Annotated in this window: 23 protein-coding genes; 12 read left to right on the top strand and 11 right to left on the bottom strand. The window is 66.5% G+C overall.

The genetic code is table 11. From position 1 onward, the window contains the following. Positions 1-36: 36 nt before the first annotated feature. The gene (locus G3572_RS07695) at positions 37-792 is read right to left on the bottom strand and encodes a tRNA1(Val) (adenine(37)-N6)-methyltransferase (RefSeq protein ID WP_164610461.1); all 756 of its coding nucleotides are present in this window, start codon (positions 790-792) and stop codon (positions 37-39) included. Positions 793-807: 15 nt separating this feature from the next. Further along, positions 808-1023 (bottom strand): putative signal transducing protein, encoded by a 216-nt coding sequence (locus G3572_RS07690; RefSeq protein ID WP_164610459.1) that lies wholly within the window; start codon positions 1021-1023, stop codon positions 808-810. Positions 1024-1077: 54 nt separating this feature from the next. Between G3572_RS07690 and G3572_RS07685 the strand changes: the two genes are divergently transcribed. After that, positions 1078-2094 carry a polyprenyl synthetase family protein gene (locus G3572_RS07685; protein WP_164610457.1) on the top strand — a complete coding sequence of 339 codons (1017 nt, stop codon included), beginning with the start codon at positions 1078-1080 and terminating at the stop codon, positions 2092-2094. Here the strand turns inward: G3572_RS07685 and G3572_RS07680 are convergent. The 4 genes from G3572_RS07680 to G3572_RS07665 form a co-directional block, all read right to left on the bottom strand. After that, on the bottom strand, positions 2087-2938 hold the full coding sequence (locus tag G3572_RS07680) for a 4-(cytidine 5'-diphospho)-2-C-methyl-D-erythritol kinase (RefSeq protein WP_164610455.1): 852 nt from the start codon (positions 2936-2938) through the stop codon (positions 2087-2089). The two genes, G3572_RS07685 and G3572_RS07680, sit on opposite strands and share 8 nt — an antisense overlap. Beyond that, complete coding sequence (locus tag G3572_RS07675) at positions 2928-4667, bottom strand: tetratricopeptide repeat protein (RefSeq protein WP_240335465.1); 1740 nt, start codon at positions 4665-4667, stop codon at positions 2928-2930. The genes G3572_RS07680 and G3572_RS07675 overlap by 11 nt, the downstream gene beginning before the upstream one ends. A 96-nt stretch (positions 4668-4763) precedes the next feature. Continuing rightward, positions 4764-5192: a hypothetical protein gene (locus G3572_RS07670; protein WP_164610453.1), complete on the bottom strand. Its 429-nt coding sequence runs from the start codon at positions 5190-5192 to the stop codon at positions 4764-4766. Between the two features lie 6 nt (positions 5193-5198). After that, positions 5199-6848 (bottom strand): electron transfer flavoprotein-ubiquinone oxidoreductase, encoded by a 1650-nt coding sequence (locus G3572_RS07665; RefSeq protein ID WP_164610451.1) that lies wholly within the window; start codon positions 6846-6848, stop codon positions 5199-5201. A gap of 313 nt (positions 6849-7161) precedes the next feature. Here G3572_RS07665 and greA point away from each other — a divergent pair, with 313 nt between their 5' ends. Both greA and G3572_RS07655 read left to right on the top strand, forming a co-directional pair. After that, positions 7162-7632 (top strand): transcription elongation factor GreA, encoded by a 471-nt coding sequence (gene greA / locus G3572_RS07660; RefSeq protein WP_164610449.1) that lies wholly within the window; start codon positions 7162-7164, stop codon positions 7630-7632. 24 nt (positions 7633-7656) lie between these two features. Further along, positions 7657-8664 carry a hypothetical protein gene (locus tag G3572_RS07655; protein ID WP_164610447.1) on the top strand — a complete coding sequence of 336 codons (1008 nt, stop codon included), beginning with the start codon at positions 7657-7659 and terminating at the stop codon, positions 8662-8664. Here G3572_RS07655 and G3572_RS07650 read toward each other — a convergent pair. Then, entirely contained in the window at positions 8661-9617 is a 957-nt protein-coding gene (locus G3572_RS07650; RefSeq protein ID WP_164610445.1) for an L-threonylcarbamoyladenylate synthase, read from the bottom strand. The two genes, G3572_RS07655 and G3572_RS07650, sit on opposite strands and share 4 nt — an antisense overlap. Positions 9618-9728: 111 nt before the next feature. Here G3572_RS07650 and G3572_RS07645 point away from each other — a divergent pair, with 111 nt between their 5' ends. From G3572_RS07645 to G3572_RS07625, 5 genes are all read left to right on the top strand, one after another. Next, entirely contained in the window at positions 9729-11441 is a 1713-nt protein-coding gene (locus tag G3572_RS07645) for an acyl-CoA dehydrogenase (protein ID WP_164610443.1), read from the top strand. Further along, on the top strand, positions 11438-12472 hold the full coding sequence (locus tag G3572_RS07640) for an MBL fold metallo-hydrolase (RefSeq protein WP_164610441.1): 1035 nt from the start codon (positions 11438-11440) through the stop codon (positions 12470-12472). Before G3572_RS07645 ends, G3572_RS07640 begins: the two co-directional genes overlap by 4 nt. Positions 12473-12475: 3 nt before the next feature. After that, positions 12476-12868 (top strand): DUF6173 family protein, encoded by a 393-nt coding sequence (locus tag G3572_RS21870; protein WP_205518640.1) that lies wholly within the window; start codon positions 12476-12478, stop codon positions 12866-12868. A gap of 96 nt (positions 12869-12964) precedes the next feature. Continuing rightward, positions 12965-13099 (top strand): aa3-type cytochrome c oxidase subunit IV, encoded by a 135-nt coding sequence (locus tag G3572_RS07630; RefSeq protein WP_164610439.1) that lies wholly within the window; start codon positions 12965-12967, stop codon positions 13097-13099. 14 nt (positions 13100-13113) lie between these two features. After that, positions 13114-13725, top strand: a complete 612-nt coding sequence (locus G3572_RS07625) for a hypothetical protein (protein WP_164611285.1) — start codon at positions 13114-13116, stop codon at positions 13723-13725. Here the strand turns inward: G3572_RS07625 and G3572_RS07620 are convergent, their stop codons facing one another. Then, on the bottom strand, positions 13726-14049 hold the full coding sequence (locus tag G3572_RS07620) for an AzlD domain-containing protein (protein ID WP_164610437.1): 324 nt from the start codon (positions 14047-14049) through the stop codon (positions 13726-13728). Beyond that, positions 14039-14758: an AzlC family ABC transporter permease gene (locus G3572_RS07615; protein WP_164610435.1), complete on the bottom strand. Its 720-nt coding sequence runs from the start codon at positions 14756-14758 to the stop codon at positions 14039-14041. The genes G3572_RS07620 and G3572_RS07615 overlap by 11 nt, the downstream gene beginning before the upstream one ends. Positions 14759-14828: 70 nt before the next feature. Here G3572_RS07615 and G3572_RS07610 point away from each other — a divergent pair, with 70 nt between their 5' ends. Together G3572_RS07610 and mscL are read left to right on the top strand one after the other, a co-directional pair. Continuing rightward, on the top strand, positions 14829-15410 hold the full coding sequence (locus G3572_RS07610) for a GNAT family N-acetyltransferase (protein ID WP_354004002.1): 582 nt from the start codon (positions 14829-14831) through the stop codon (positions 15408-15410). A 180-nt stretch (positions 15411-15590) separates the two neighbouring features. Then, positions 15591-16022 (top strand): large conductance mechanosensitive channel protein MscL, encoded by a 432-nt coding sequence (mscL, locus tag G3572_RS07605; protein ID WP_164610433.1) that lies wholly within the window; start codon positions 15591-15593, stop codon positions 16020-16022. A 57-nt stretch (positions 16023-16079) separates the two neighbouring features. Here mscL and ald read toward each other — a convergent pair whose 3' ends face one another. Next, positions 16080-17198, bottom strand: coding sequence for an alanine dehydrogenase (ald, locus tag G3572_RS07600; RefSeq protein WP_164610431.1), 1119 nt, complete (start codon positions 17196-17198; stop codon positions 16080-16082). Between the two features lie 146 nt (positions 17199-17344). Between ald and G3572_RS07595 the strand changes: the two genes are divergently transcribed. Next, positions 17345-17803, top strand: a complete 459-nt coding sequence (locus G3572_RS07595) for an Lrp/AsnC family transcriptional regulator (protein WP_164610429.1) — start codon at positions 17345-17347, stop codon at positions 17801-17803. Between the two features lie 91 nt (positions 17804-17894). Here G3572_RS07595 and rpsU read toward each other — a convergent pair whose 3' ends face one another. Then, positions 17895-18101: a 30S ribosomal protein S21 gene (rpsU, locus tag G3572_RS07590; RefSeq protein WP_100196301.1), complete on the bottom strand. Its 207-nt coding sequence runs from the start codon at positions 18099-18101 to the stop codon at positions 17895-17897. Between the two features lie 108 nt (positions 18102-18209). Between rpsU and G3572_RS07585 the strand changes: the two genes are divergently transcribed. Next, positions 18210-18905 carry a COQ9 family protein gene (locus tag G3572_RS07585; protein ID WP_164610427.1) on the top strand — a complete coding sequence of 232 codons (696 nt, stop codon included), beginning with the start codon at positions 18210-18212 and terminating at the stop codon, positions 18903-18905. Positions 18906-18917 lie beyond the last annotated feature (12 nt).

Genomic DNA, 18917 nt, shown 5'->3' with positions numbered 1-18917 from the left:
AAAATCGACAGAAAGGTCACAGGCTTTGCCGCAAAATCAGCGAAATCGCGCCAAAAGCTCGCCGCCATCGCGCAAAACCGCACTCGCCTCTGGCGTGTAATTCTCGCGGTCGCCGTCATGGGCTGGCCCTGCGTGCAGCACCAGCGGGGCCAGCAGGCGGAACGGGCCGCGCCCGCCCTTGCGCGCCTGCACGATGATGCGCGGCGCGGCGCGGTCAACGCGGGGGGCCAGCGGCAGGACAGAAATGGACCCGAGCTTGCCCGCCCCCGCCAGAACCGCAGGCAGGCCATCGGCCCCGCAGATCAGCGTCAGCCAGCCACCGGGGGCAAGACGGCGCGCCCCTGCCTGCACCCAGTCTGACAGCGGCAGGTCTACCTGCATCGCCCGCGCGCGTTCGGGCACGGGGGAGCGGGTGCCCGTGGGCGGGTAATAGGGCGGGTTCATGATGACATGGTCGAAATCCATGCGCAGCGCGGCGGGCATCTGCGCCAGATCGCCGTCATGCACCTGCAACTCTATGCCGTTGCGGGCGGCATTGCGGCGGGCAAGGTCGGCGTATCCGGCCTGCACTTCCAGCCCCCAGAGCCGCACCGCAGGCACCCGCACCGCAAGGCACAGGCTGGCCGCCCCGGCGCCGCAGCCGATGTCGAGCACCCGTTCCCCCGCCCGCGCGGGGCAGGCGGCGGCCAGCAGCACAGGGTCTGTCGCGGCGCGATAGCCTTTGGCGGGTTGCAGCAAGGTCAGCTTGCCGCACAGAAACTTGTCATCTGTCAGATCGGCATCGTCGAACATTGCGGCTCTGTCGCGCTATTGGCCAAGGTCTATGTCATTGTCGCGCAGGACGCTGCGCGCCAGAAAAAGATCCTGATCGCGCACCATCAGGCGGCGCGGCAATATTCCAAGGCTTCCGTCAAGGATGCTCATGTGGACGTCCATTTCAAAGGTCGCTATACCCTCGCCCTGAAGCAGGGCTTGCGCATAGGCGATCACCGTAACATCTGTGGTGCGGAGGAGCTCTTTCATGGGTCCAGATTTATGGCCTTTTCCACGGAAAGGCGAGAGTGGAGCAGACAGGGGATGAGTTTGGATCAGATCGCAGCAGGACCGTCCCCGAAAAAGCCGCAGGAACGGCTGACGGAGTGGCTTGCGGGCGATATGGAAGCGGTGAACCAGCTGATCCGCGCCCGTATGGCCAGCGAACATGCGCCGCGAATCCCGGAAGTGACCGCGCATCTGATCGAGGCGGGCGGCAAGCGCCTGCGGCCCATCCTGACGCTGGCAGCGGCGCGGATGTGTGGCTATGGCGGCCCGTTCCATGTGCATCTGGCCGCGACGGTGGAATTCATCCACACCGCCACGCTGCTGCATGACGATGTGGTAGACGAAAGCCGCCAGCGGCGCGGGCGGCCGACGGCCAACCTGCTGTGGGACAACAAGTCGAGCGTGCTGGTAGGCGATTACCTCTTTGCCCGCAGCTTCCAGTTGATGACCGAAACCGGCAACATGCGGGTGCTGGCCATCCTGTCCAATGCCTCGGCGGTGATTGCCGAAGGCGAGGTTCTGCAACTGACCGCCGCACAGGATCTGCGCACGGACGAGGCGGTTTACCTCAAGGTCGTGCGCGGCAAGACGGCGGCGCTGTTTTCGGCGGCCACCGAGGTGGGCGGCGTGATCGCGGGGGCGGGGCAGGCGCAGGTGCAGGCGCTTTACGACTATGGCGATGCGCTGGGGATTGCCTTCCAGATCGTGGATGACCTGCTCGATTATGGCGGCACCGATGCGGTGATCGGCAAGAACACCGGCGACGATTTCCGCGAACGCAAGCTGACGCTGCCGGTCATCAAGGCGGTGGCGAAAGCCTCGGCCGAGGAACATGCGTTCTGGCAGCGCGTGATCGAAAAGGGCGACCAGCGCGAGGGCGATCTGGACCATGCCCGCGCGCTGATGGACCGGCATGGCGCGATGGAGGCGGCGCGGCAGGATGCGCTGGCCTGGGCGCGCAAGGCGCGTGCCGCGCTGGACCCGCTGCCCGCGCATGAGTTGCGCGACATGCTGGCCGATCTGGCCGATTATGTGGTCGAGCGGATCAGCTGAGCAGCCGCGCCGCCGCCACCCACCAGCCCGGCTGGGCGGATTGAAGCGCCCGCGCGGCAGTCTGGGCCGATGCCGCATCGGCAAAGAGGCCGAAGCAGGTCGCGCCCGACCCTGACATCCGCGCCAGTAGGCAACCCGTCTGCGCGCCCAGTGCCGCCGTCGTGGTGCCGATGGGGGGGGCCAGCGCAAGGGCGGCGGCCTCCATGTCATTGCGCTGGCCGTGCAGAAATGCCGCAAGCGCCTCGGCGGTGCGCAAGGCGGGCAGGGCGGCGGGCATCGGCGGATTGTCCTTGCGGGACAGTCCGCGGAACACCGCCGGTGTGGCCACCGCCACACCCGGATTGGCCAGCACCAGCCACGCCTTTGGCATGTCCGGCACCGGGGTCAGCACCTCGCCCACGCCCTGCATGCGCACGGGTCTGCCCTTGAGGCACACCGGAACATCGGCGCCCAGTGTCAGCACCTCGGCCTCGGTGGGCAGCGGGCGAGCCGACAGGCGCGCCAGCGCGCGCAGCGCAGCGGCGGCATCGGCAGAGCCGCCCCCGATGCCCGAGGCCACCGGAAGCCGCTTTTCCAGCGTGATCGCCGCAGGCACCCCCATCAGCCGTGCCGCGCGCAGCACAAGATTGTCGTCGCTGGGCGGCAGCGCCGCCGCCTGCGGGCCGCTGATCTCCAGCCGCAGGCTGTCGGCGGCGCGCACCGTGATCTGGTCGCCCACATCGGCGAACACCACCAGCGAATCGAGCAGGTGATAGCCATCGGCGCGCTGCCCCGTGACATGCAGGGTCAGGTTGATCTTTGCAGGGGCGAATTCGGTGCAGTCCGCGCCAGGCTCAGTTGCCATTCGGCACCGCAGTCAGGGGCGGGGCGCCTTCTTCGGCCAGAACCGCATCCAGACCGATTTCCAGCTTGCGGCGGATGCGCACGGCGTCCTTTTCCTCGGGGTCGAAGGACAGGGCGCGGCGCCATTGGAAGCGGGCCTCGAGCTGCCGCCCGACGGCCCAATACACATCGCCCAGATGGTCGGTCACCACCGGATCGACGGGTTCCAGCAGGCTGGCGCGTTCCATCTGCGGCAGCGCGTCCTCATAGCGGCCAAGGCGGAAATAGGCCCATGCCAGACTGTCGATGATATAGCCCGCATCGGGCCGTGCCGCGACCGCGCGCTCGATCATCTCCAGCGCCTCTTCAAGGTTTTCGCCACGGTCGACAAAGCTGTAGCCCAGATAGTTCAGCACCTGCGGCTGGTCGGGGTTCAGTTCCAGCGCCTTGCGGAAATCGGCCTCGGCCTTGTCCCATTGGTTTGACCGTTCGAAGGCCACGGCGCGGGCGTAGAACAGGCCCCAATGCCGCTCGGCCGGCACGTCCACCAAGGCCACTGCGGCGTCATAGGCGGCGGCGGCTTCCTCGAACCGCTCGACGCGGCGCAGGGTGTCCCCATAGGCCATGCGCACCATCAGAAGGTCAGGGTGGCTTTGGGTCAGCGCCCTGAGCGCCTCGAGCGCGGCATCGGTCTGGCCTTGCGCCATCAGCGTGGCGCTGCGCCCGATCTCGGCGGCGTGAAAGCTGGGGTGGTCGGCGGGCAAGAGCGCGTAGGTTTCGCCCGCGAGATCATATTGGCGCAACTGTTCCAGCAGCCCCGCAGACAGCAGCAGCGCCTCGGCGTGGTTCGGTTTCAGGTCGAGCGCGGCGCGGGAATAGAGCAGCGTGTAGCCATCTTCGGCCTCGCCGTTCAGCGCCACGGCGACGGTAAAGAACACCTCGGCGATGCCGTCCTTGGCATTTTGCACCACGTCAAAGGCCAAGGGCGGGTCGGCCTCCAGCGCTGCGCGCAGTGCCGAAATCTCGGGGTCAGGGTCCGAGCCGAAGCCCCGGTCCAGCAGGGCAAGCGCCTCGTCGAACTTTTCAAGCTGGCTCAGGATCTGCGCGTGGGCGATGACGCCGCGACGGTTCACCACCAGCGGCCCCTCGGCGCGGCCCGACAGAATGTCATCGGCCCCTTCGAAATCGCCCACCGCCGCCAGCGCCAGCGCCTTGTGATAGAGGCCGAAGGCCTTCAGCCCTTCGGTGGCGGCAATCGCATCGAAGGCCGCCACGGTTTCCGACATGCGACCCTTGCCGAACTCGGCCCATGCAAGGACCAGATCATCCAAAAGATTGCCGATCTTGCGGCTTTCCGGCACGGCCAGCAGGGCATCATAGTTTTCGGCCTGCACATCGCGCACCATCAGGGCAATGCTGGCCCCGATGCTTCGCCCCCCTTGCCCGGTCAGGCGCGCGGCGGCCTCCGCAGCCTTCGGGAAATCTCCGGTCCCGATGAAAGACAGCACCGCCCCCTCGAGCAGGCCCGGATTGTCGGGGGTCGACTCCAGCGCGCGCGCGAACCAGAAGGCCCCTTCGCGGAAGTTGCTTTGCGCCGCTGCCGAGCGCGCCGCAAGATAGGCCCCGGCATCGCCCGGTGCGGTCGCGGTCTGCGGGGCCGGATCGGTCTGCGCGGGCAATGTGGCCGGATGGAGCGACATCAGGCCCGCCAGCACTAGGGCAGTCAGGCGGGGCGGCAGGGGGTGGGTCATCTGGTCACTTTTCATAGGAAAGATACCGCAAAGCTAGCCGCCGCCCGCAGCGCTGGCAATGGCAGGGGACGGTCTGTCGCTATGATCGCGCAAATGTCAGAGAAAACGCACCACCGCCACCGCAGCCGCCGCCAGCAGGGGCAGCCCGATGAGCAGGAGAGGCGCGTTGAGCCATTGCCGCGACGGTGCCACCGTCAGCGCCGGATAGACCAGCGGCCAGCGTCCGGTCTGCGCCGCCTGTGCCAAAGTGGTGACCGAAAGCGGCAGGCGCACCCCGAACAGCAGCGGCGGCGCAAAGGGCCAGCCGGGGCGGCGCACCCTTGCCTCGTCGCGGGAATGGAAGCGCGGCTCCAGCCCCGTCAGGTCCACCCGGAATTCGGCGGCGAATGCGTCGAGGAACGCATCTGCCGCCGCGCCGTCCAGATCGAGCGCCGGCAGCACATCGGCCTGCTCTGCCGTCGTCAGCCGCCGCCCGGTCCGGCGCTCGATAAACACCAGAATGTCTTCGCGCCCCGGCCCGTTCATGCCGCCTCACATGTTCGGATAGTTCGGCCCGCCCGCACCTTGCGGCGTGGTCCAGACGATGTTCTGCGACGGGTCCTTGATGTCGCAGGTCTTGCAGTGCACGCAGTTCTGGAAGTTGATGACAAAGCGCGGGTCCTTGCCCTCTTCGGCCACCACCTCGTAGACCCCCGCCGGGCAATAGCGCTGCGCAGGTTCGGCATATTTCGGCAGGTTCACCGCGATCGGGATCGACGGGTCTTTCAGCTTCAGATGCGCAGGCTGCGCCTCGTCATGGTTGGTAAAGCTGTAGGCCACGTTGGTCAGACGGTCGAAGGACAGCTTGCCATCTGGCTTGGGATAGTCGATCGGCGCGAAATCCTTGGCCAGTCCGGTGGCGGCGGCGTCGGATTTGCCATGCTTGAGCGTGCCGAACAGCGAAAAGCCGAGCGTGTTGGTCCACATGTCCAGACCGCCGCCCATCAGGCTGGCGACGAGGCCGTATTTCGACCACAAGGGCTTGACGTTGCGCACCTTCTTCAGATCGCGGCCAATCGCGCCGCCGCGCACCTCGGACTCATAGGCGGCCAGCTCGTCGCCCTGACGCCCGGCCTTGATCGCGGCATGCGCCGCCTCGGCTGCGGCCTTGCCCGACAGCATGGCATTGTGGTTGCCCTTGATGCGCGGCACGTTGACCATGCCCACCGAGCAGCCCAGCAGGGCCACACCGGGGGCCACCATCTTGGGCATCGACTGCCAGCCGCCTTCGGAAATCGCCCGCGCGCCGTAAGCCACCCGTTTGCCGCCCGCCAGCAGGTCGGCCACCATCGGATGATGCTTGAAACGCTGGAACTCCATATAGGGGTAAAGATGCGGGTTCTCGTAGTTCAGGTGCACCACGAAACCCACATAAACCTGATTGTTTTCCAGATGATAGATGAAAGACCCGCCGCCCGCGTTCTTGCCCAGCGGCCAGCCCATCGTATGCGTCACCGTGCCAAGCTTGTGCTTGGCGGGGTCGATCTCCCAGATCTCTTTCATGCCAAGGCCGTATTTCTGCGGGCAATGGCCTTTGGACAGCTGGTAGCGGTCGATCACCTGCTTGGCGAGGCTGCCGCGCACGCCTTCGGACAGGAACACGTATTTGCCCAAGAGCTCCATGCCCGGCTCATAGCCCGCCCCGGGTTCCCCGGTTGCCGGATCGCGCCCGAATTCGCCCGCCACCACACCGGCCACGCGGTCGCCGTCAAACACCAGCTCGCTGCACGACATGCCGGGGAAGATCTCGACGCCCAGCCCCTCGGCCACGCCCGCCATCCAGCGGCAGACATTGGCCATCGACACGATGTAGTTGCCGTGGTTGTTCATCAGCGGCGGCATCGGGAAGTTGGGGATGCGGATCTGCCCCGCAGGCCCGAGCATGTAGAAATTGTCTTCCTGCACCAGCGTCTTGATCGGCGCACCCATGCTGCGCCAGTCGGGCAGCAGCGCATCGAGGCCCGACGGGTCCAGCACCGCCCCCGACAGGATATGCGCGCCCACTTCCGAGCCCTTTTCCAGCACCACGACCGACAGATCGGCATCCAGTTGCTTGAGCCGGATCGCCGCCGACAGGCCAGCCGGACCCGCGCCGACGATGACGACGTCATATTCCATCTTTTCGCGTGTTATCTGGCTCATCTTTCGTCTCCGCTGACGGGCGCGGCCCGTTCTGATCGCTTGATTTTGCTGGCCTCGTCATTGCCCGATGGCAGGGACACGGTCAACCATAACGCAACATCACATTGCCGCAATGCAGCGTCGCCGCAACTTTATGTCTTGACGGCGTAGCGCCCCCGCAGCGCGGGTGGTGGTGCCTGAGCGACAAGCTGCCCACACAAAGCGCCATCCCCCCTTGCAATTCGTGCCGCCTTCCGTTTGGGTGATCTTCATATAGTGACGGGCCATGGCCCCCCACAGGGGCCGTGGCCTCCCTTTTCGTGGAAGATGGACGATGGAAAAGATCCCGATGACCCGTGGCGGCTTCGATGCTCTGGATGAAGAGCTGAAAACCCTCAAATCGGTGGAACGCCCTGCTGTGATCCGTGCCATCGCCGAAGCCCGCGAACACGGCGATCTGTCGGAAAATGCCGAATACCATTCCGCCCGCGAAAAGCAGTCCTTCATCGAAGGGCGCATCAAGGAGCTGGAAGGCATCCTCTCGCTGGCCGAGGTGATCGACCCGACCAAACTGTCCGGCTCGATCAAGTTCGGCGCGACGGTGGTTCTGGTCGACGAAGACACCGACGAGGAACGCAAATACCAGATCGTCGGCGAGACAGAGGCCGATATCGAGCGCGGCCTGCTGAACATCCGCTCGCCCTTGGCGCGCGCGCTGATCGGCAAGGAGGAAGGCGACAGCGTCGAGGTGAAAACCCCCGGCGGTGACCGCAGCTACGAAGTGGTAAGCATTCGTTACGTCTGATCCCCGGAGCGCAACGAGGCACCCATGCCCGAACCTGACGACAAGCCCATCGACTTCGCGCTGAACGCCCGCCCGGAAGAGCCACGCTTTACCGTGACCGAAACCGTGGCCGCAGGGCTGGCGGTGGTCTGGGTGGTGGCGGTGGTGATCTATGTGATGAACGCCCCCGAAGGCAGCGGCGTGCCGGGTCTGGTGATGACGCTGCTGGTGGTGTTCCTGCCGCTCGCGCTGATCTGGGCCGCCGTCACCACGCTGCGCTCTGTCCGGGTGTTGCGGGCAGAGGCGGCGCGGTTGCAGGCGACGGTCGATGCGATGCGCACCGCCTATGTGAACGCGCAGCGCAACGGGACGGCGGGCCTGCGCCCCTCGGTCGAGAAAAAGCTGGATGATATCGCGCGGCAGACCGAAACCGCGCTGGCCACCTTCACCTCGCGCCGCGATGCCGGGCTGACGCAGCCTTCGGCCGACCGCAAGGCGGCGCTCGTGGCTCCGCCCGCCCCCGCGCCTGCCGAGGAACAGCCGGGCCTTGCGCTTGGCACCCCTGCCGAATCGCTGCGCCCGCCCCTTTCGGTGGCCGATTTCATCCGCGCGCTGCAATTCCCTGAAAACCCCGATGACCGCGAAGGCTTTCGCGCGCTGCGGCTGGCGCTGGAAGATCGTGATGTCGCCAAGCTGATCCGCGCGGCGCAGGATGTGCTGACCCTGATGAGTCAGGAAGGCATCTACATGGACGACCTGCGCCCCGACCGCGCCCGCCCCGAGCTGTGGCGGCGCTTTGCGGCAGGGGAGCGCGGGCGCGGCATTGCGGCGATTGGCGGGGTGCGGGATCGGTCCTCGCTGGCGCTGACAGCGGGGCGGATGCGCGAAGACCCGGTGTTCCGCGACGCGGGCCACCATTTCCTGCGCACCTTCGACCGCATGTTCCAGCAGTTCGAGAAGAACGCGACCGATGCCGAGATTTCCGAACTGGCCGATACCCGCACCGCCCGCGCCTTCATGCTGTTCGGGCGGGTGATGGGTGTGTTCGACTAGTCGCGCGGGGCTGCAGCGCGGCGCAGGCGGTCATTGATCGCGCGGCCAAGCCCCGTTTCCGGCACTGGCGCAAAGGCGATGCGCCCGCCCGCTCCGGCCAGAACATCGGCATCGCGCAGGGTCTGGAACAGCGCCGCCCCCGCCTCGATCAGATCGCCCTTCGGCGACAGCGACAGTGCGGCACCCACGCAATCGGGGCCGAAACCGACCCAGACCTCACCCGCCGCAGGGGCGGTGACGTTCAGCCGCACCCCCGCCTCGGGCGCGTAATGGCTGGCCAACTGGCCGGGGGCGTTGGGTTTATGCGCATCGCCCCCGCTGCCGATCGGCCCCAGCATCGCCTCCAGCGCCTCCAGCGGAACGCCGCCGGGGCGCAAAAGCAGGGGCGCGCCCTCCAGCCCCAGAATGGTGGATTCCACCCCCACCGCGCAGGGGCCGCCATCGAGGATCGCATCGATCCGCCCGCCCAGACCTTGGCGCACATGTTCGGCCCGCGTGGGCGAGACACGGCCCGAGGGGTTGGCCGAAGGCGCGGCCAGCGGCCCGCCAAAGGCCCCGATCAGCGCCTGCGCCACAGGATGCGCGGGGCATCGGATAGCCACCGTCGGCAGGCCGGCGGTCACCAAGGGCGACAGGCCCGACCCTTCGCGCAGCGGCAAGACCAGCGTCAGCGCGCCGGGCCAGAAGGCCGCCGCCACTGCCCGCGCGCGGTCATCGAACACCGCCAGCCGCTCGGCCATCTCCGGCCCGGTGACATGGGCGATCAGCGGGTTGAAGGCGGGCCGCGCCTTGGCGGCAAAAATGCGCGCCACCGCCGCCCCGTTCATCGCATCGCCCGCCAGCCCGTAGACGGTTTCGGTCGGCATCGCCACCAGTCCGCCCACCCGCAAGAGCGCCGCCGCCCTGGCAATGCCGTCTTCCGTGGGTGACAGGTCTTGGGTGATCGGGCTCATGTGACGCAGCGTATGGCTTGAGAGGTCGGCCCCCTTGGCTAACCTATGGCCTACGCCCATACGCCGGACCGTTGCCTTTGCCAAGGCAACCCGCCCTGAACCGAGGTTTTGATGCCCTATCGCGCCCCCCTGTCCGATCTGCGTTTCCTGCTCGACCATGTTGTCGGCTTTACTCAGGTCGCCGCCACCGACCGTTTTGCCGAAGCCACGCCGGAAACGGTGGATGCCGTGCTGACCGAGGCGGGGCGTCTGGCGGCAGAGGTGCTGGCCCCGGTGAACCGCGCCGGTGACAAGGTGCCGGCACGGCTGGAAAACGGGGTGGTGCGCACCTCTCCGGGGTTTGCCGAGGCGTATCGGGCGATTGCCGAGGGCGGCTGGGTGGCCATCGGGGCAGGGGCCGCGCATGGCGGCATGGGCCTGCCGCTGACGCTGGCCAGCGCGGTGAACGAGATGTTCTCGGGGGCCTGCCTGTCGCTGCAACTGAACCCGCTCTTGACGCAAGGCCAGATCGAGGCGCTGGAACATCACGCCAGCGATGATCTGAAAGCCACCTATCTGCCCAAGCTGATCTCGGGCGAATGGAACGGCACCATGAACCTGACAGAGCCGCAGGCCGGGTCTGACGTCGGCGCGCTGCGGTCCAAGGCGGAACCGAACGGCGATGGCAGCTATGCGATCAGCGGGCAGAAGATCTACATCACATGGGGGGATTCGGATTTTCAGGCCAATACCATCCATCTGGTGCTGGCCCGCCTGCCCGATGGCGCGCCCGGCACGGCGGGCATCAGCCTGTTTCTGGTGCCGAAGTTCCTGCCCGATGCAGATGGAAACCCTGGCCCGCGCAACAGCCTTTCGGTCGTCAGCCTTGAACACAAGCTGGGCATCCACGGCAGCCCGACCTGCGTGATGCAGTTTGACGGGGCCAAGGGCTGGCTGGTGGGCGCTGCGCACAAGGGCATGGCGGCGATGTTCACCATGATGAACAACGCCCGTCTGGGTGTGGGCATGCAAGGCGTGGGCGTCGCCGAAGCGGCCTACCAGCAGGCGCTCGATTACGCGATGACGCGCGTGCAGGGCCGCACCGCCAGCCCCGAAATCCCCGCCATCATCGGCCATGCCGATGTGCGCCGGATGCTGGCGACGATGAAGGCGCAGGTCTATTCCGCCCGCGCCATCGGCCTGTCCTGCGCGGTCGCCATCGACATGGCGCAGGCCACCGGCGAGGCCGGGTGGAAGGCCCGCGCCGCCTTCCTGACCCCGATTGCCAAGGCATATGGCACCGATGTCGGGGTTGCCGTCGCCTCGGAAGGGGTGCAGGTTCACGGCGGCATGGGCTTCATCGAGGAAACTGGCGCCGCGCAATTCCTGCGTGACGCCCGCATCACCCCGATTTACGAAGGCACGAACGGCATTCAGGCGATGGACCTTGTGGCGCGCAAGATGATGGACAATGGCGAGGCCGCCTTCCGGCTTTTGCGCGAGATCGAGATGGGGGCGCAGACCGCCCGCGCCAGCCTGCCCGATCTGGCCGAAGATGTCTGGCAGGCCTGCGAATCGCTGCGCGAGGCGACCGAAGCGTTGCTGGCGCAAGACCTGACCGACCGTTTTGCCGGTGCGGTGCCCTATCTGCGCGCCTTTGCGCTGGTTCTGGGCGGGCATTTCCACCTGAAATCCGCGCTGGCCGATGGCGGCACCGGCCCGCGCAGTGCGCTGGCGCGGGTGGCGGTGAAACGGCTCTTGCCCGAATACACGGGGCTGCTGGCGCAGATGCGTGAAGGCGCGGGCGATCTTTACGCGCTCTCGCCCGAAGATCTGGCGGCATGACCGCGGCGGGCGCATCGGGCATCCGGCATCCGTTTCCCGAACCGCCCGCCGAGGGCTGCGCCACCGAGGTGGCCCCCGGCATCCTGTGGATGCGCCTTCCGCTGCCGATGACGCTCGATCATGTGAACGTCTACGCGCTGGATGACGGGACTGGCTGGACGCTGATCGACACCGGTATGGACACGAGGCGCAGCCGTGCGATCTGGGGGCGGCTGCTGGCTGGCCCCTTGGCGGGCCGTCCGGTGGCCCGTGTCATCGTCACCCATCACCACCCCGACCATGTGGGCCTTGCGGGCTGGTTTCAGGCGCAGGGGGCAGAACTTCTGATGCCGCGCACCGCGTGGCTTTATGCGCGCATGCTGGTGCTGGACGAACAGCCCGTCCCCCCGCCCGAGGCGCAGCTTTTCTATCGGCGCGCCGGATTGTCCGCAGCGGAACTTGCCGAACGCGCCGCCAGCCGCCCCTTCAATTTCTGCGACGTGGTGGCGCCGATGCCGCTCGGCTTTACCGTCCTGCACGAGGGCGGCACGATTCGCATGGGCGGGCGCGACTGGACCATCCGCTTTGGCTCCGGCCATGCGCCAGACCATGCGACCTTCTGGGCGGGCGACCTGATCCTTGGCGGCGATCAGCTTTTGCCCGGTATTTCCGCCAATATCGGCGTCTATCCGACCGAGCCGGAGGGCGATCCGCTGGCCGAATGGCTGGACAGTTGCCGCCGCTTCCAGCCCCTTGCCCGCGACAGCCAGCTCGTGCTGCCCGGCCACAAGCTGCCCTTCACCGGCCTGCCGCTGCGGCTGGTGCAGATGATCGACAACCACATCGGGGCGCTTGACCGTTTGCACGACCATCTGGCCGAACCGCGCAGCGCCGCCGACTGTTTCCTGCCGCTGTTCAAGCGCGAGATCAGCGGCCCCGCGCATGGCATGGCGCTGGTCGAGGCGGTGGCCCATCTGAACCACCTCTTGCATCTGGGCCGCGTTTCGCGCGACCTTTCGCCGGATGGCGCATGGCTGTGGCAAAGGGTGTGACGGATGAAAAAGACCAAGGCGGCGCAGGTGGAAACCCTGCCACCCTCACCCCCGCAAGCCAAGAGCGCGGCGGAATGGGCCTATGAAAGGGTGATCCTTTACCTGCGCAACTTTGAGGCGCAGCTTGATAACGCGCATGAGGTCGCGCTCGGGTTTACCGGATCGGAAGCCGGGATCTTGCAGATCGAGGGTCTCGGGTTCTACGAGCCTGACATCCTGACCTTCTACGGCATCGACGAGGATGGCCAGAAAACCCAGTTGATCCAGCACGTCAGCCAGTTGAACGTAATCCTGCGCGCGGTGCCAAAGCGGCGTCCGGCGGAACCGCCGCGCCGGATCGGCTTTCACCTGCCCTCGGGCTGGACAGGGGGCGATTCCGGCGACGGCTCGGCCTGACCCGCCGCCCCTCGCGCGCACACGCGCGCATCCCCGTGACAGGGCGCGGTGAATCGTTTATCAGCGGGAAAAAGACCAATCAGAGGACGTTACGACATGGCCGAACACAAGCATGGCAGCATGGACATCAAGGCGCAGGAAAAGACCTTTGCAGGGTTCATCCGCATGGTGAGCTGGGGCGCCGGCATCAGCATCGGCATCCTGATTTTCCTCGCCCTCGTGAACGCCTGACACCGCGCATGCACATGGTTCGCCTGATCCTCGCCCTTCTGGCGACGCTGACGCTTGCCGCCTGCGGGGCAGAGCCCAAATGGGCCACCGACGAAGAGGTGGCGCGGGCGCGCTATGTGCACGACGGCCCCGCGTCGATCACGCTTTACACGGTGCTGGCCACCCGCGATGGCTCTGGCGCGCATTCGGGCCTGCTCATCAACGGGTCCGAACGCATCATGTTCGATCCGGCAGGCACATGGTATCACCCGTTCCTGCCGGAACGGAACGATGTGCATTTCGGCATGACACCAAAGATGGTGAACTTCTACATCGACTATCATGCGCGCGAGACATTCGATGTGGTCGAGCAGACCATCATCGTCTCGCCCGGTGTGGCCGAACTGGTGGCGCAGCGGGCGAAAGCCTATGGCGCGGTGCCAAAGGCGCAATGCACGCGGTCGATCTCGGCCATCCTGCGCGAGGTGCCGGGCTTTGAATCGCTACCCTCGACATGGTATCCGGCCAAGTTCATGGAAGCGTTCGGCAAGCTGCCCGGCGTGGCCACCCGCACCATCACCGATACCGATGCCGACAACAACCACGGCGTCCTTATGGTGCAGGTCGGCGATCCGGCGTTGCAGTGACTAGAGCCAAAGCACCGCATAAAGCGTGACCCCGCCCGCAAGGATGGCCCCGATCACGCTGCGGGTGGCAATGCCAACCGCCAGCGTGACCAGCGCCGCCGCCAGCCGCGCGGGGTCTGTCTGCCCGCCCGTTGCTGCAGGCCACAGCACGGCCGGGGCCACCAGCCCCGGCAGGATCGCCACGGCCGTATAGCGCAGCGCGCGGCGCAACCCCTCGGGCAGCGGGCGGTTGCCGAGGACCCCCAGAAAGGACAGCCGGATCACATAGGTGCCGATCGCCAGCACCGGCAGCACGATCCAGAAGGTCAGCGGATCAATCTTCATGGCCTGCCTGCCCTTTCCCTGTCAGCGCCACCTCGGCTCCGGCCCCCGCCGCCATCGCCAGCACCGCCGCGAGCAAAAGGCCGGTGCCATAGGGCAGGCCCGCAAACAGCAGCGCCGCGATGATCGACACCGCCGCCGCCACCACATGCGGGATACTGCGCAGCATCGGCGCGCAGATCGCCAGAAAGGTGATCGGCACCGCGAAATCCAGCGCATATTCGGGGGGAATCGCCTCTCCCACCACGGCACCGGCGAAAGAGGCCGCGAACCACAGCGGCGCGATGGGCGCGACGGTGCCGAAGAAGAACGCCACCTTGTCGGCCAAGGGCTGATCGGGCCTGCGCTCGAACTCCATCTGGCTTGCGGCAAAGCTCTGGTCGACCAGAAAATACGCCATCAGGGCCCGCGTGCCGAACCGCGCGCCGCCCAGATGCGGCGTCATCGCCACCGAATACATCACCATCCGCAGGTTCACCGCCAGCGAGGTGGCCAGCACCACCAGCACCGGCGCCTGATCCTGCATCAGTTGCACGGCGGCGAATTGCGAGGCGCCCGCAAAGACGCTGAGCGAGAACAGCATCACCTGCAACAGGTTCAACCCCGCCTCTGTCGCCACCACCCCGAACAAAAGCGCGAAGGGCACCACCACGATGACAAACGGGGCTGATGCGGCGCAGCCGCGCAGGAAGGGCGATCTGATGGGGGTCATAGCTTTGGCCTTTACCGGGCGTCGCGCTAGGCTTAGGCATTTTGGGCGCGCGTGAAAAGGGACAAACGGGGTGCAGATCTGCTTTGGCCTTCCCGATCACCTCCGGCCGCAGGCCGCCGATCTGTATTGGCAGGCCTTTGGCGGCAAACTGGGCCGCGTGATGGGGCCTGCCCCGCGCGCCCATGCCTTTCTGCTGCGGGTGCTGCGGGCGGATCACTGCATCTGCGCCCTGTCCGACGAAGGCCGGCTGCTGGGCATTGCCGGCTTCAAATCCCCGCAGGGCAGCTTTGCCGGAGGCGCGAGCGAAGACCTGCGCCGCGTCTACGGATACTGGGGCGCGGCATGGCGCGGCGCGCTGCTGCGGCTGCTGCAAAGCGATATCGACAATGACCGTTTCCTGATCGACGGGCTGTGCGTTGCGCGCGACCAGCGCGGGCAGGGCATCGGCAGCGCGCTCGTCTCGGCCCTGATGGACGAGGCACGCAGGCGCGGCTATGGCGCGATCCGGCTGGAGGTGATCGACACCAACATCCGCGCCCGCGCGCTTTACGAACGCCTGGGCTTTGCCCCTTGGCGCAGCGAAACACTCGGCCTGCTGCGCCATGTGTTCGGCTTTTCGCGGGCGGTCACGATGGTGCGGGCGCTGCCCTGACAGGGGTGCCAAAGGCCCGCGCAGCCGCTGCGCGGCGCTCATAAAGACATTCCCGCGCGAAAATTCCCCCTGCGCATCGCGCCGTGGCTGTGGCATAACCGCCCCGCGCCCTGCGGCGCGGACAACGGGCAAGCAACGGGCAAACCGTCAAAAATGGGCCTTCAGAGGGAAGTGTGGGACATGATTAATGAATTCAAGGCGTTTATCGCCAAAGGCAATGTGGTCGATCTTGCCGTCGGCATCATCATCGGGGCGGCCTTCACCGCCATCGTCAACTCGCTGGTGTCAGACCTGATCAACCCGATCATCGGTCTTATCACCGGTGGCGTCGATTTCTCGAACCTCTACATCGACCTCTCCGGCACCAATCCGGTGTCGCTGGCTGCCGCGCGTGAAGCCGGTGTGCCGGTGTTTGCCTATGGGGCCTTCATCACCGCCGTGATCAATTTCATGATCATCGCATGGGTCGTGTTCCTGCTGGTCAAGGCGGTGAACCGCCTGAAAGATCAGGTCGTGCGCAAGCAAAAGGCCGAAGAGGCTGCCGCCGTTCCGGCTGGCCCGACCGAGCTTGACCTGCTCAAGGAAATCCGTGACGCGCTGCAGGCGCGCTGAACGCCGCGCGCCGCCGCCAAGGACAAAGGCCCCCGCCTGCGCGGGGGCCTTTCGCGTTCACAGGGCCAGTGCCGCGTCCGCGCTGATCCAGTCCAGCCCCAGAGCCTCGCCCACCGCGGCATAGGTCAGCTTTCCGGCATGGGTGTTCAGCCCCGCCTTGAGGTGCGGGTCATCGGCGCAGGCGGCTTTCCAGCCCTTGTCGGCCAGCGCCAGCAGGAAGGGCAGGGTGGCATTGCCCAAGGCCAGCGTCGAGGTGCGGGCGACCGCCCCCGGCATGTTGGCCACGCAGTAATGCATGATGCCATCCACCTCGTAGATCGGGTCCTGATGCGTGGTGGCGCGGCTGGTCTCAAAGCAGCCGCCCTGATCGATCGCAACATCCACGATCGCCGCACCCGGCTTCATCGTGGCCAGTTGCGCCCGGCTGACCAGCTTTGGGGCCGCCGCACCGGGAATCAGCACCGCCCCGATCACCAGATCGGCCTCGGCCACCGCTGCCGCCGTGGCGGCCCCGCTGGCATAGGCGTTGCGGAACACGCCCGCGAATACATCATCCAGATAGCGCAAGCGGTTGAGCGAGCGGTCCAGCACCACCACATCCGCGCCCATGCCTGCGGCCACCCGCGCCGCATGGGTGCCCACCACGCCGCCGCCGATGACGACGACCTTGGCAGGCAGCACCCCCGGCACGCCGCCCAGCAGCACGCCGCGCCCGCCGTTGGCCTTTTGCAGCGTCCACGCGCCGACCTGCGGGGCCAGACGCCCCGCCACTTCCGACATCGGCGCCAGCAGAGGCAGGCCGCCCGCGCGGTCGGTCACGGTTTCATAGGCAATCGCGGTGACGCCCGAGTCGAGCAGATCGCGCGTCTGCTCGGGGTCTGGCGCAAGGTGCAGATAGGTGAACAGCACCTGCCCCTCGCGCAGGCGCTTGCGTTCCACCGCCTGCGGTTCCTTGACCTTCACGATCATGCCGCTGTCGGCAAAGACACTTTCCGCATCCGGCGCAATCTGCGCGCCCGCTGCCGTATAATCGGCGTCGGTAAAGCCTGCGCCCATCCCCGCGCCGGTCTCTACCAGCACCGAATGGCCATGTGCCACCGCATCGCGCACCGCATCGGGCGTCATGCCGACGCGAAACTCCTGCGGTTTGATTTCCTTTGGGCAACCGATTTTCATGTTCTCGACCCTGTTGGTTATTGGTTTATGCCCTCCAGTCTCGCGCCGATTGTCCGTCACTTCTTTGAATTTTCAGCGACAGAGGGCGTGATCTTGCGTAGAATACCTCGTGTAACGGCCCATTTACGAAAGAAACCACCACCATCATGGACCTTGACGCAACCGACCGCCGCATCCTGAACGTGCTGCAACGCGATGGCCGCATCACCAATGCGGACCTCTCCGAACGGGTGAACCTGTCTCCCTCGGCCTGTCACCGCCGCACGCAAAGGCTGGAGCAAGAGGGCTATATCGCCGGCTATGTCGCCCTGCTCGACACCCGCAAGATCGGGCGGCTGACGACGGTGTTTGTCGAGATCACCCTGCAAAGCCAGGCCGAAGACCTGCTTGACGCCTTCGAGCGCGAGGTGGCCCGCCTGCCGGACCTGCTCGAATGTCACCTGATGGCAGGCACGGCGGATTACCTGCTGAAGATCATGGCCGAAGACACCGAGGATTTCGCCCGCATCCACCGCCAGTTCCTGTCGCGCCTGCCGGGCGTGCGGCAGATGCAGTCGTCCTTCGCGCTGCGCACCGTGGTCAAGACCACCGCCATCGCGGTCTAGATGCCCGCGCAAGGAAAAACCCCCGGCCTTGCGGACGGGGGTTGATCGTGGGGCAGCGGCCTACAGCCACCGCCCAGCATTCCAGAACGACTTAAACGCCGCCTTCGCGCAATGCCTTCTTGCGCGCAAGCTTGCGCGCACGGCGAACGGCTTCGGCTTGCTCGCGCGCTTTCTTGACGGAGGGTTTCTCGAAATGCTGCTTGAGCTTCATTTCGCGGAACACGCCTTCGCGCTGGAGCTTTTTCTTGAGGGCGCGGAGCGCTTGCTCAACGTTGTTGTCACGGACGCTGACCTGCATGTGGTTGTCACCACCTTCCTAGGTTAGAGTTGCACTGTTTGTGCAGGCAGGGCGCGCTATAACAAACCCGATAGCCCCTGTCCACCGCCATGACGGAAGGATGACGACATGACGACCGAAGCAAAGCCCGCCCCCGAGGATATGGTGCTGGATGCAGCCCTGATGCATGTGCCGTTCGACGGCTGGTCCGAAACCACCCTGCGCGCTGCCATCACCGATTCGGGGGTCAATCCGGCCTTGGCGCGTGCGCTGTTCCCGCGCGGCGGGGTCGATCTGGCGCTGGCCTATCACCGGCGCGGCGATGCGCTGATGCGCGAACGGCTGGCTGCCACCGATCTGGCCGCCCTGCGCTACCGCGACCGCATCACCAACGCCGTGCGCCTGCGGCTGGAACTGGTCGAGGACAAAGAGGCCGTGCGCCGTGGCACCACGCTCTTTGCCCTGCCGATCCATGCCGCCGACGGGGCGCGGGCGATCTGGGGCACCGCCGATGCCATCTGGTCGGCGCTGGGCGACACCAGCCGCGACATCAACTGGTACACCAAACGCGCCACCCTGTCGGCGGTCTATTCCGCCACCGTGCTGTTCTGGCTGGGCGATGACAGCCCCGGCCATCAGGCCACTTGGGATTTCCTCGACCGCCGGATCGAGGATGTGATGCGCATCGAAAAGGCCAAGGCCGCGGTGCGCGAGAATGCGCTGGCCAAGGCCGTGCTTGCCGGGCCGATGAAACTCATGGAAAAGATCCGCAGGCCCGAGACGCCCGACGATCTGCCCGGCAAGATGGCGGACCGTTTCCGCTGAAACGCCCCGATT

Source organism: Pseudotabrizicola algicola, from assembly GCF_010915705.1.
Taxonomy (GTDB): domain Bacteria; phylum Pseudomonadota; class Alphaproteobacteria; order Rhodobacterales; family Rhodobacteraceae; genus Pseudotabrizicola; species Pseudotabrizicola algicola.
The sequence above is the reverse complement of the archived record's forward strand: the minus strand, read 5'-3'. Positions and strand labels throughout refer to the sequence as shown.